This is a genomic window from Herbidospora sp. NBRC 101105 (assembly GCF_030269205.1).
GTDB lineage: Bacteria > Actinomycetota > Actinomycetes > Streptosporangiales > Streptosporangiaceae > Herbidospora > Herbidospora solisilvae.
Genome location: NZ_BSSX01000008.1, coordinates 430,738 through 442,231, shown reverse-complemented (window position 1 = coordinate 442,231; position 11,494 = coordinate 430,738). Strand labels below are relative to the sequence as shown.

The 11,494-nt window shown below is 71.6% G+C and carries 11 protein-coding genes; 7 read left to right on the top strand and 4 right to left on the bottom strand.

Annotation, left to right across the window (positions count from 1 at the left end; translation table 11 throughout):
- Positions 1–20: 20 nt before the first annotated feature.
- Positions 21–1,121, top strand: a complete 1,101-nt coding sequence (locus tag QSK34_RS31720; RefSeq protein ID WP_285589539.1) for an NAD(P)H-dependent flavin oxidoreductase — start codon at positions 21–23, stop codon at positions 1,119–1,121.
- On the opposite strand, the gene QSK34_RS31715 is transcribed toward QSK34_RS31720, so the two are convergent.
- On the bottom strand, positions 1,108–1,917 hold the full coding sequence (locus tag QSK34_RS31715) for a crotonase/enoyl-CoA hydratase family protein (protein ID WP_285589538.1): 810 nt from the start codon (positions 1,915–1,917) through the stop codon (positions 1,108–1,110). The genes QSK34_RS31720 and QSK34_RS31715 overlap by 14 nt on opposite strands.
- A 58-nt stretch (positions 1,918–1,975) precedes the next feature.
- On the opposite strand from QSK34_RS31715, the gene QSK34_RS31710 reads away from it, so the two are divergent.
- From QSK34_RS31710 to QSK34_RS31690, 5 genes are read left to right on the top strand one after another with little or no spacing between them, the layout of a single operon-like run.
- Positions 1,976–3,508 (top strand): acyl-CoA synthetase, encoded by a 1,533-nt coding sequence (locus QSK34_RS31710; protein ID WP_285589537.1) that lies wholly within the window; start codon positions 1,976–1,978, stop codon positions 3,506–3,508.
- Positions 3,498–4,358 carry a Zn-ribbon domain-containing OB-fold protein gene (locus QSK34_RS31705; protein WP_285589535.1) on the top strand — a complete coding sequence of 287 codons (861 nt, stop codon included), beginning with the start codon at positions 3,498–3,500 and terminating at the stop codon, positions 4,356–4,358. The genes QSK34_RS31710 and QSK34_RS31705 overlap by 11 nt, the downstream gene beginning before the upstream one ends.
- Positions 4,358–5,335, top strand: coding sequence for a thiolase family protein (locus QSK34_RS31700; protein ID WP_285589533.1), 978 nt, complete (start codon positions 4,358–4,360; stop codon positions 5,333–5,335). The genes QSK34_RS31705 and QSK34_RS31700 overlap by 1 nt, the downstream gene beginning before the upstream one ends.
- A complete protein-coding gene (locus tag QSK34_RS31695) occupies positions 5,335–6,483 on the top strand; it encodes a thiolase family protein (RefSeq protein WP_285589531.1) in 1,149 nt (382 codons plus the stop codon). The genes QSK34_RS31700 and QSK34_RS31695 overlap by 1 nt, the downstream gene beginning before the upstream one ends.
- Positions 6,480–8,039, top strand: coding sequence for an acyl-CoA synthetase (locus QSK34_RS31690; RefSeq protein ID WP_353051445.1), 1,560 nt, complete (start codon positions 6,480–6,482; stop codon positions 8,037–8,039). Before QSK34_RS31695 ends, QSK34_RS31690 begins: the two co-directional genes overlap by 4 nt.
- A 195-nt stretch (positions 8,040–8,234) precedes the next feature.
- Here the strand turns inward: QSK34_RS31690 and QSK34_RS31685 are convergent, their stop codons facing one another.
- Genes QSK34_RS31685 through QSK34_RS31675 form a run of 3 tightly spaced genes read right to left on the bottom strand, consistent with a single transcriptional unit; the run spans position 8,235 to position 10,370 of the window.
- A complete protein-coding gene (locus QSK34_RS31685; RefSeq protein ID WP_285589530.1) occupies positions 8,235–8,819 on the bottom strand; it encodes a dihydrofolate reductase family protein in 585 nt (194 codons plus the stop codon).
- Positions 8,820–8,854: 35 nt separating this feature from the next.
- Positions 8,855–9,487, bottom strand: coding sequence for a LysE family translocator (locus QSK34_RS31680; RefSeq protein ID WP_161481533.1), 633 nt, complete (start codon positions 9,485–9,487; stop codon positions 8,855–8,857).
- A 28-nt stretch (positions 9,488–9,515) separates the two neighbouring features.
- Positions 9,516–10,370 carry a LysR family transcriptional regulator gene (locus QSK34_RS31675; RefSeq protein WP_502875556.1) on the bottom strand — a complete coding sequence of 285 codons (855 nt, stop codon included), beginning with the start codon at positions 10,368–10,370 and terminating at the stop codon, positions 9,516–9,518.
- A 113-nt stretch (positions 10,371–10,483) separates the two neighbouring features.
- Between QSK34_RS31675 and QSK34_RS31670 the strand changes: the two genes are divergently transcribed.
- Positions 10,484–11,437, top strand: coding sequence for a threonine ammonia-lyase (locus QSK34_RS31670; protein ID WP_285589527.1), 954 nt, complete (start codon positions 10,484–10,486; stop codon positions 11,435–11,437).
- The last annotated feature ends 57 nt before the right edge of the window (positions 11,438–11,494 follow it).

The following is an 11,494-nucleotide window of genomic DNA, read 5'->3' as shown; positions in this document are numbered from 1 at the left end:
TTCGGTTGTAGCGTCGGGACATGCGGACCCGCGCGGCCGACATGTTCGGCCTTGAGTTCCCGATCTTCGCGTTCAGTCACTGCCGCGACGTGGTCGCCGCGGTCAGCCGGGCCGGGGGCATGGGCGTCCTCGGCGCCCTCTACTTCACGCCCGAAGAGCTGGAGACCGAGCTCGCCTGGATCGACGCCAACGTCGACGGCAGGCCCTACGGCGTCGACGTCGTGATGCCCGCCTCCTACGAGGGGGCGGAGTTCGCGCCCGAGGAACTCGTCGGGCGGCTCCAGGGGATGATCCCGGACGGTCACCGGAAGTTCGTCGACGACCTGCTGGCCCGCCACGGCGTGGCCGAGTCGGACGGCGCGGCCGGGCGGGTGCTGCTCGGCTGGACCGACGCCACCGCCCGTCCCCAGGTCGAGGTCGCCCTGAGGCACCCGATAGTGCTGCTCGCCAACGCCCTCGGGCCGCCTCCCGCCGACGTGGTCGAGATGGCCCACGCCAAAGGCGTGAAGGTCGCCGCCCTGGCGTCCACGCCCCGGCACGCCGTCAAGCAGGTCGAGGTCGGGGTCGACCTGGTGGTGGCGCAGGGCACCGAGGCCGGTGGGCACACCGGCGAGATCTCCACGATGGTGCTGATCCCGCAGGTCGTCGACGCGGTCGACGTGCCGGTGCTGGCCGCCGGGGGCATCGGCGACGGGCGGCAGGTCGCCGCCGGGCTCGCGCTCGGGGCCGAAGGGGTCTGGACGGGCTCGATCTGGTTGACCGTCGAGGAGGCCGACACCCCGGCGGCGGCCCGCGACAAGATCCTGGCGGCGACCTCCCGTGACACGGTCAGGTCGCGGTCGTGGACCGGCAAGCCCGCCCGGCTGCTCAAGAACGAGTGGACCGACGCCTGGGAGGCCGCCGACTCGCCCGGCACGTTGCCGATGCCGCTCCAGTTCATGCTGGTCAGCGACGCGCTGCGGCGTATCGGCCGGTCGGACGCCAAGGAACTGGCCACCTTCCCGGCCGGTCAGATCATCGGCACGATGAACGACGTCAAACCGGCCAGGCAGGTGGTCTTCGACCTCGTCGAGGGCTACATCGAGGCCATGGACCGGCTGCGGGCCATCAGTGACCGGTGAACCGGGCGGGCCGCTTGTCCCGGAAGGCACGGGCCCCCTCCTTTGCGTCCTCGCTGCCGATGACGGGCCAGCCGAGCGCGTCGGAGATCTTCAGCGCCTCCTCCTCCGGCAGCCCGATCGTGTCGCGGTAGGCCCGCAGGATCGCCCGCACCGCGAGCGGCCCGCTGGCGGCCACGTCGTCGGCCAGCTCCCGGGCCCTTTCGAGCGCCTGGCCGTCGGGCACGACCTGGTTGACCAGGCCCATGCGCTGCGCCTCGTGCGCGCCGACCGGACGGCCGGTGAGCAGCAGGTCCATCGCGAAGGCGTAGGGGATCTGGCGGGCCAGCCGGATCGCGCTGCCGCCCATCGGGAACAGCGCGCGCTTGGCCTCGAACAGGCCCAGCGTCGCGCTCTCGGCGACCACCCGCAGGTCGGTGCCGACCAGCAGTTCGGTGCCGCCCGCGACGGCGTAGCCCTCGACGGCGCAGATGATCGGTTTGGTGGGCATGGCCTCGCGGAGCAGGCCGCGCCAGTGGTAGTTGGGGATCTGGGCGGCCCTGGCGCGGACGTGCTCGTCCTCGCTCGGGCTCGCCATGGCCTTGAGGTCGGCGCCGGCGCAGAACGTGCCGCCCGCGCCGGTCAGGATGCCGACCCTGACGTCCTCCTGTTCGGATATGTACGTCCAGGCCTCCGCCAGCCCGACGAGCATGTCGGTGGAGAGGGCGTTGCGCGCCTCCTGGCGGTCCATGGTCACGATCACGACGTGGCCGTCGCGGTCGACGCGGCAGTGCGGGGTGCTGATCGGCAGGCGTTCCACGTACGTACTGTCCGACGCCGACCTCCAGAGATCAAGCGCTTGGTTGGAAGGAGCGCTCATGGGTTCACTCGGATTCTGGCGGCTCGCGCAGGCCGACCCCGCCTGGATCGCCGCGGTCGATCCCGACGGCACCGAGCACACGGCCGGTGACCTGCTGGCCCGCGCGAACGGGCTGGTGCACGGGCTGCGCGACCTCGGGCTGCGACCCGGCGACGGGGTCTGCGGGCTGGTGCCCAACGGGGCCGACGGGCTGGTGCTCTACCTGGCGGCGCTGCAGGCCGGGTGGTACTACACGCCGGTCAACTGGCACCTGACGGGGCCGGAGATCGCGTACATCGTCGAGGACAGCGAGGCCAAGGCCTACTTCGTGGACGAGAGGTTCGCCGTCGAAGGGGCACGCGGCCGGGCCGGGCTCGGGCCGGAGCGCTGTTTCGCCTTCGGGGAGATCGAGGGCTTCGCGCCGCCGCCCACCGGGCCCGCCGACCTGCCCGCCGACCGGACCGCCGGGGCGACGATGCACTACACGTCCGGGACGACCGGACGCCCCAAAGGGGTCCGGCGCGCGCTGAGCGGCCTCGACCCCGACGACATGGCCGAGCTCATGACGTCGCTGCTGAGGTTGTTCGGCATCACCCCCGGACAGCCCAACGCCCACCTGGTCACCGCGCCCGCCTACCACACCGCCGTCACCCAGTTCGGCGGCAGCGCCCTGCACATGGGCCACACGCTGGTGCTGATGGACAAGTGGGACGCCGAGGAGACGCTGCGGCTGTGTGAGCGCCACCGCGTCACCAACTCCCACCTGGTCCCGACCCACTTCAAGCGGTTGTTGTCGCTGCCGGAGGAGGTCCGGGCCCGCTACGACCTGTCGTCGCTGCGCTGGATGATCCACGCCGCCGCGCCCTGCCCGGTGCCGGTCAAGGCGGCGATGCTCGACTGGTGGGGCGACGTCGTCTACGAGTACTACGCCGCCACCGAGGGCGGCGGCACCCTCGCCACCCCGGAGGACTGGAAGAAGCACCCCGGCACGGTCGGCAAGGCGTGGCCGATCAGCGAGCTGCTCATCGTCGACGACGAGATGAACCCCGTCGAGCAGGGCACCCCCGGGACCGTCTACATGAAGATGGGCGCCGCCGCGTTCGAGTACAAGGGCGACCCCGAGAAGACCCGGGCCAACCGGCTGCGTGACTTCTTCACCGTCGGCGACATCGGCTACCTCGACGAGGACGGGTTCCTGTTCCTCTGCGACCGCAAGGCCGACCTGATCATCTCGGGCGGGGCGAACATCTACCCGGCCGAGATCGAGAACGAGCTTCTCGTCCACCCCAAGGTCGCCGACGTCGCGGTGTTCGGCATCCCCGACGACGACTGGGGCGAGCAGATCAAGGCCGTCGTCGAGCCCGCCGAAGGGGTGATCCCCGGCCCCGAGCTGGCCGCCGAGCTGCTCGACTCGCTGCGCGGGCGGCTGTCGACGATGAAGTGGCCCAAGACCATCGACTTCATCGCCGAGATGCCCCGCGAACCCAACGGCAAGCTGCTGAAACGCAAACTCCGGGCGCCTTACTGGGAGGGCCGGGCCAGTGCCATCTGAACCCAACCCCGAGATCAACCACGTATTGGAGTTCCCGGGCGGCTACACGCGCTCGACCGGGCCGGTGATCGGCCGTTTCCTCACCGAGCTGCGGGCCGGCCGCATCGTCGGCGTCCGCACGGCGGGCCGGCGGGTGCTGGTGCCGCCGTTGGAGTACGACCCGGCGACCGGCGACCCGGTCACGGACGAGTTCGTCGAGGTCGGCCCGGCCGGGACCGTCCGCGAGTGGACCTGGGTCGAGGAACCGCGCAAGAACCACCCGCTCGACCGGCCGTTCGCCTGGGCGCTCATCCGGCTCGACGGCGCGGACACCGCGCTGGTGCACGCGGTCGACGCTCCGGTGAAGGCGATGCGGACCGGGTTACGGGTCTGGCCACGCTGGCGGCACGACCGCGTCGGCTCGATCACCGACCTGGAGTGCTTCGTGCCCGAGGTGACCACCATCGTGGCGAACGTGCGGACCGAGTACACGGTGACGCCGGGCGCCGCTCTGAAGAGGTATCTCGACGCGCTGACCAGGAACGTCTTCCTCGCCGGCCGGTGTGCGACGTGTTCGAGCGTCTACGTGCCCTACCGGCTCTCGTGCCCGCAGTGCGGGTCGGTCATCGAGGAGGAGCTGGAGGTCGGGCCGTCGGGCACGGTCACCACGTTCGCGATCAACAACCTGCCCGACCCGCGCGCGCCGCAGGTGCCGTTCGTGTCGGCGTACATCCTGCTCGACGGGGCCGACACCCCGATCATCGCGCTGCTGGGCTCGGTGGCGGCCGGGGAGGTCACCGAGGGGATGCGGGTGCGGGCCGTGTTCGAGGGCGGGACCGTCAAATGGTTCGCGCCGGTACGGGAGGCGTGATGAGACCGGTCGCCGTCGCGGCGTTCGCGCAGACCACGCACACCGGCCACGACACGGGGCTGTCGGAGCCGGAATTGATCCTGCCGGTCATCCGGGCGGTACGCGAACAGTCGGGCCTCACCCGGTTCGGCTTCACCTGCTCGGGGAGCTGCGACTACCTGGCCGGGGCGCCGTTCTCGTTCGTCTCGGCCCTCGACGCGCTCGGCGCGTGGCCGCCCATCCAGGAGAGCCACGTCGAGATGGACGCCGCCTTCGCGCTCTACGAGGCGTGGGTGCGATTACAACACGGCGACGTCGACTCGGCCCTGGTCTACGGCTTCGGCAAGTCGTCGATGGGCGACCTGCGCGAGATCATGACCCTCCAGCTCGACCCCTACTACCTCGCGCCGCTCGGCCTCGACCAGCTCTCCTACGCGGGCCTCCAGGGCTGCGCCGTCTCCTCGACGACCGTGGACATCGCCCGGCGCAGCTGGGAGTCCGCGCAGACCAACCCCTACGCGCTCAAGCTCCCCGAACCCGTGGAAACCGCCCCGATCACGGACGGAGCCGCCGCGATCGTGCTGGTCGCGGGCGATCTCCTCCACGAACGCACGAATCTCGCCTACATCAACGGCATCGCGCATCGCATAGACCCCCACTATCCGGGCATGAGGGACCTCGCCCGGTCGGCCTCCGCCGCCGCTGCCGCAACGGCGGCGGGGGTCGGCAAGGGCCCTGTCGACGTCGCCGAACTGCACGTCCAGTTCGCCCACGAGGAGACCATCCTCGCCGAGGCGCTCGGCCTCTCCGCCGACACGGTCATCAACCCCTCGGGCGGGCCGCTGGCCGCCAACCCGGTCATGGCGACCGGGCTCATCCGCATCGGCGAGGCCGCCGCCAGGGTCATGGACGGCACCGCCACCCGGGCCGTCGCCCACGCCACCAGCGGGCCCTGCCTCCAGCACAACCTCGTCGCCGTCCTGTCCCAGGAGTCGTGATGGGCAATCGTTGCGCGGTCATCGGGGTCGGCCAGACCCACTACACGACCCGGCGCCGGGACGTCTCCATGGCGGGGCTGGTCCGGGAGGCGGCGCTGCGCGCCCTGGAGGACGCCGGGCTCACCTTCGCCGACATCGACGCCGTGGTCGTCGGCAAGGCGCCCGACCTGTTCGAGGGCGTCATGATGCCGGAGGCCTACCTCGCCGACGCGCTCGGCGCGGCCGGGAAGCCCATGACGCGGGTGCACACGGCCGGGAGCGTCGGCGGGTCCACGGCACTGGTCGGGGCCTCGCTCATCCAGGGCGGCGTGCACGACCGGGTGCTGGTGGTGGCGTACGAGAAACAGAGCGAGTCGAACGCCACGTGGGCGCTGACCACCCATCTGCCGTTCACGTCGTCGCTGGTCGTGGGGGCGGGCGGCTACTTCGCCCCGCACATCCGCGAGTACATGCGGCGGTCGGGCGCGCCCGGCCACATCGGCACGCTGGTCGCGGTCAAGGACCGGCTGAACGCGCTGAAGAACCCCTACGCGCACCTGCGCATCCCCGGCATCGACCGGGCCATGGTCGAGTCGACGCCCATGTTGTGGGAGCCGATCCGCTATCTGGAGACCTGCCCGTCGTCCGACGGCGCGTGCGCGATCGTGTTGTCGTCGGAGCGGGCGGTCACCGGGACCCCGGCGTGGGTGCACGGCGGCGCGATGCGGTCCGAGCCGATCTTCCGGGCGGGCCGCGACACGGTCAGCCCGCAGGCCGGGATCGACTGCGCCGCGGACGTGTACCGCCAGGCCGGCGTGACCGACCCGCGCCGCGACCTCGACGTGGCCGAGGTCTACGTGCCGTTCAGCTGGTACGAGCCCATGTGGCTGGAGAACCTCGGCTTCTGCGGCGTCAACGAGGGCTGGAAGCTCACCGAGGCGGGGGCCACCGCGCTCGACGGCGACATCCCGTGGAACGCCTCCGGCGGGGTCCTGTCGAGCAACCCGATCGGCGCCTCCGGGCTCATCCGGTTCGCCGAGGCCGCGCTCCAGGTCCGGGGCATGGCCGGTGACCACCAGGTCGAGGGGGCCGGGAAGGCCCTCGGGCACGCGTACGGCGGGGGCGCGCAGTTCTTCGCCATGTGGATCGTCGGAGCGGAGAAGCCATGAGCCCGATGCACTTCCACCACGCCGACCTCTTCGAGGGCCTGGCCGACACGATCGGCGACCGGACCGCCGTGGTCTGCGGCGACGACCGGGCGACCTACGCCGAACTCGACGCCGCCGCCAACCGGCTGGCCCACCACCTCGCCGGGCACGTCCAGCCGGGGGAGCACGTCGGGATCCACCTGTACAACGGGCTCGAATACGTGACCTCACTGCTGGCCATCCTGAAGATCCGCGCGGTGCCGGTGAACGTCAACTACCGCTACGTCGCGGCGGAGCTGCGTCACCTGTACGACGACTCGGACATCGTCGCCCTGGTCTACTCCTCGGAGTTCGACGACCGGGTCGGCGCGGCGCGGACCGACCGGATGCGGCACCTGGTCGCCGTGGGCGATTCGGCCATCGTGGACGCGGTGCCTTATCGGGAAGCGGTCCAGGGCTCTGCGGAACGCGACTTCGCCCCGCGCGACGGGCGCGACCTCTACATCATCTACACCGGCGGGACCACCGGCCTGCCCAAAGGCGTGTTGTGGACGCACGAGGACCTGTTCATGGCCTTCGGCGGCGGCAACCCCTACGGCCCCCCGCACACCACGCCCGAAGCGGTGATCGAGCAGGCCCGCACCGCCGGGCCGCTCACCATGATGGCGGCGGCCCCGCTCATGCACGGCGCGGCCCAGATGGGCACGTTCATCGCGTTCTGGATGGGCGCCACGATGGTCTACGTGCCGCGCTTCGAGGCCGACGCGGTGCTGCGCGCGATCGGGCGCGAGAGGGTGGTGTCGATCACCATCACCGGCGACGCGATGGCGGTCCCGCTGGCCGACGCGCTGGAGAGCGGCGACTATGACCTGTCGTCGTTGTTCGTGCTCAGCTCGACCGGCGCGATCCTGACCGGCGCGGTCCGCGACCGCCTCCAGGCGCTGCTGCCGAACGTCATGATCATGGACAGCTTCGGCTCGACGGAGTCGGGCTACACCGCCTCGGCGGTCGCCGGGTCGTCACCCGAGGCGGGCCTGAAATACCAGCCCAACCCGAACGCGGCGATGGCCGTCCTCGACGGCGCGCTGCGCCCCGTCGCCCCCGGCGAGATGGGCGTCGTGGCGAAGACCGGCCGGATCGCCCACGGCTACTACAAGGACCCGGCGAAGACCGCCGAGACCTTCGTGACCGACGCCGACGGCGTGAAGTGGCTGCTCACCGGCGACATCGCCCGTGTTGAGGAGGACGGCACCATCCGCGTCTACGGCCGCGGCTCCCAGTGCATCAACACCGGCGGCGAGAAGGTCTTCCCCGAAGAGGTCGAGGCCGTCTTGAAGGGCCACCCGGGCGTCTTCGACGCGGTCGTGACCGGCCTGCCCGACGACCGCTGGGGCCACCGCGTCGCCGCCGTCGTCGAGCCCCGCACGAAGGACCTCACGGAGACCGACCTCGACACCCACTGCCGCGAACGCCTGTCGGGCTACAAGGTGCCCCGGCAGTACGCGTTCGTGGACGAACTGGTGCGCTCGCCCTCGGGCAAGGCCGACTATCGATGGGCCCGCGAGCAGTTCACCTGAGCGGGAGACCGGACTGATCGTCAGAGGTCAGCGGCCGGTTCGCCAGAGTGGAAGGCACGGCCGGTCGTCAGAGTCCGCGACCGGTTCCCATGAGCAGACCCCGGCTGATCGCCAATGGTCCGCGAGCGGTTTGGCTCGGGGCCGGAATTCGCGCCGACGGTCGGCTGATGGTTCGGCTGGCCGCTGAGCCCGAGGTCAGCGTCTGATGTCGTAGGTCAGGTGGGTGGCCAGGGGTGAGGTTCGGCAGTCGACCAGGTCGAGGTCGGCCTGGAAGGTGCCGTCGAACAGGGCGGTGCCGCCGCCCAGGACCACCGGGGCGATGGTGATCGAGAGCCGGTCGACCACGCCCATCCGGAGATACTGCCTGATGACGTCGGCGCCGCCGCCGATGCCGATCGGGCGGTCGCCCGCCGTCTCCCTCGCCTGTCGCAGCGCCTCCTCGGCGCCGGTGACGTAGGTGAAGGCGGTCGGCAGGTCGTCGGTGACGCGGTTGGTGAGCACGAAGATCGGGCTGGCGAACGGGTTCTCGCCGCCCCACTGGCCGGCCGCGTCGAACATGCCGCGCCCGACGATGGCGGCGCCCGCCTGGTTCATCTCGGCGATGACCTGGGCGTCGACCGGATGGAGGTCGTGGCCGGACGACGGGTTCTCGTAGCTCCACGGCCCGCCGAACACCCAGTAGTGGAGGCGTTCGCCGCCGTCGCCGAGACCACGGCCGGGGCCCCAGTTCGGGCCGGCGACGAAACCGTCGAGGGAGATGGTGATGCCCGCGTGAATCATGCCGCCATCGTGCCGGACGGCACCGACAGAACCGGCTACTTGCCCGGTTCGCCGGTGAACGCGGCCACCCCGCCCAGAGCGATGTAGACGACGCCGCTGCCGACGTCGAGCCGCCGCCGGGCCGCCGCCGACCGCTTCAGACGTCCGGCCAGCGCTGAGGCGGCCAGGGCGTAGGTTCCGTCGCTGGCCATGCCGAGCACGACCCAGATCATGCCGAGCAGCACGATCTGCGGGGCCAGCGGGCCGGCGTGCGGGTCGGCGAACTGCGGCAGGAAGGCCAGGAAGAAGATGGCCGTCTTCGGGTTGAGGACGTTCACCACGAAGCCCTCGCCGAACAGGCGGGCCTTCGGCGTTTCGGTCACCACGGCCTCGGCGGCCGACGTCCGGTCCATGAGCTTGCGGACGCCCAGGTAGACGAGGTAGGCGGCGCCGGCGTACTTGACGATGGTGAAGGCCGTCGCCGAGGCGGCCAGGATCGCGCTGATGCCCAGCGCGGCGGCGGCGATGTGGACGAGCGACCCGGCGTGCACGCCGAGCACCGACACCATCCCGGCGGCGCGGCCCTGGGCGACGCTGCGGGTGACGATGTAGACCACGGCGGGGCCGGGCACGAGCAGCAGCGCCAGGGTGGCGACGGAGAAGACGGCGAGCGTCGGCAGATCGGGCATGCCGCGAGGATAGGGACGAACCCGCTGATCACGCCAAGGGTTTTGCCAGCGCCTCCAGCAGCGCCTGGGTGGCCGGGGGGTCGGGCGGGGCTCCGTAGGTGGCGGCGTAGACGTGCCTGACCGAGCCGGGCAGTTCGGTGGTCCTGACCCTCGGGTCGCGGTGGGCGCGCAGGGCCAGCGACGGCAGCAGCGCCGCGCCGAGCCCGGCCGCGACCATCGCCTGGACGGCCACGTAGTCGTCGGTGGTGAACGTGATGTTCGGGGTGAACCCCTCTTTGGCGCACACGTCGAGCAGGTGGCGGCGGCAACGTTCGCATCCGGCGATCCACTGGCCGTCGCGGTGGTCCGTGAGCGTGGGCCCGTCGAGGTAGACCAGGTGGCCGGGGTCGTCGAACAGGTGGCGGGTGCGGACGTCGGGGTCCTCGCCCGGTCCGTACCCGAAGACCACCGCGACGTCGGCCTCGCCGGCCCTGATCATCGCCAGCGCCTCGGGCGGCTCGGCCTCGGTGATGTGCAGCTCCACGCCCGGGTACGCCTCCGCGAGCCGGACCCCGGCCTCGGGCACGAAGGTCCCCAGCGCGGAGGGGAAGGCGGCGAGCCTGACCCGGCCGGCCCTGAGCTGGGTGAGCGCCTCCAGTTCGGCGGCGGCGGAGTCGAGCCGCCCAAGGATCTCGGCGGCGCGTTCGGCGAGCAACTGTCCGGCGTCGGTCAGCCGGACCCCTCGGCCGACGCGTTGCAGCAGCTTGGCGCCGGTCTCGGCCTCCAGCCGGGCCAGGTGGTGGCTGACGGAGGGCTGGGCGTAGTGGAGTTCCTTGGCGGCCGCGGTCAGCGAGCCGGTGCGGGCGACGGCGACGAGTACCCTCAGGCGGACGGGGTCGAGCACCTCATCGATGCTACCCATGCCGGTATATGGCGGGAATACATCGATACCGTCTATGGATTTCGCGATATTTCCCTATTGGACCTATCGATGCAGGTGGGTTCAGGCTGGTCGGCATGACCGACATGCGTGACATCCTCCAGGCCGCCTCCCTGCTCGCCCGGCACCTCCCCCCGACGCCGATGTGGAGCTACCCCGTCCTCAACGGGGTCGCCGGGGCCGAGTTGTGGGTGAAGCACGAGAACACCCAGCCGATCGGGGCCTTCAAGGTGCGCGGCGGGATCACCCTGCTGGCCGCCCTGCCCGACCGGTCGCGGGGCGTGGTGGCCTACTCGACCGGCAACCACGCGCAGTCGATCGCCTATGCCGCGCGGTTGTCCGGGGCGCCGTGCGCGATCGTGATGCCGGAGAACCCGAACCCGTCCAAGGTCGCCGCCGTCGAGGCGCTCGGCGCGACGGTCGTCATCGGGGGAGCGACCATGGTCGAGGCGGCGGACGTGGCCCGCGCAGAGGCCGACCGGCTGGGCCGCCGCCTGATCAGCCCGGCCGACGAGCCGGAGATCATCGCCGGGGTGGGCACCCTCTACCTGGAGATCCTCCTCCAGCGGCCGGACCTCGACGCGATCGTCGTCCCGGTCGGCAGCGGAACCGGCGCGGCGGCGGCCTGCCTGGTGGCGCGGGCGCTCGCTCCCGGCTGCCAGGTGATCGGTGTCCAGTCGGCCGCCGCCCCCGCGGCGCACGACGCGTGGCGGCTCGGCGAACTGGTCCTGCGCCCGATGAAGACGCGGGTGGACGGCCTGGCGACCGGCTCGGCCTACGCGCTCCCGCAGCAGGTCATGCGTGACCTGCTGACCGACTTCCTGCTGGTGACCGACGAGGAGATCCGCGCCGCGCAGCGCCTCATGCTCACCCACGCCCACACGTTGACCGAGGGCGCGGGCGCGGCGGCCCTGGCGGGGGTGTTGTCGCGGCGCGACGACTTCGCGGGCAAGAAGGTCGCGATCGTCGCGTCCGGCGGCAACGCGGGCCCGGCGGAGCTGACGGCCCTCCTGGAACACGGGACCGCATAAGCCGAAATTTCCGGCCGCAGGCCGGCGTGGGGCGTGAGCGGCGGCGCTTCGGTCGGC

What these genes read in the sequence shown, in the direction of transcription:
- QSK34_RS31685 (WP_285589530.1), bottom strand. Translation starts at nt 8,819, where the DNA reads ATGATTCACGCGGGCATCACCATCTCCCTCGACGGTTTCGTCGCCGGC.
- QSK34_RS31710 (WP_285589537.1), top strand. Translation starts at nt 1,976, where the DNA reads ATGGGTTCACTCGGATTCTGGCGGCTCGCGCAGGCCGACCCCGCCTGG.
- QSK34_RS31700 (WP_285589533.1), top strand. Translation starts at nt 4,358, where the DNA reads ATGAGACCGGTCGCCGTCGCGGCGTTCGCGCAGACCACGCACACCGGC.
- QSK34_RS31670 (WP_285589527.1), top strand. Translation starts at nt 10,484, where the DNA reads ATGACCGACATGCGTGACATCCTCCAGGCCGCCTCCCTGCTCGCCCGG.
- QSK34_RS31720 (WP_285589539.1), top strand. Translation starts at nt 21, where the DNA reads ATGCGGACCCGCGCGGCCGACATGTTCGGCCTTGAGTTCCCGATCTTC.
- QSK34_RS31695 (WP_285589531.1), top strand. Translation starts at nt 5,335, where the DNA reads ATGGGCAATCGTTGCGCGGTCATCGGGGTCGGCCAGACCCACTACACG.
- QSK34_RS31690 (WP_353051445.1), top strand. Translation starts at nt 6,480, where the DNA reads ATGAGCCCGATGCACTTCCACCACGCCGACCTCTTCGAGGGCCTGGCC.
- QSK34_RS31680 (WP_161481533.1), bottom strand. Translation starts at nt 9,487, where the DNA reads ATGCCCGATCTGCCGACGCTCGCCGTCTTCTCCGTCGCCACCCTGGCG.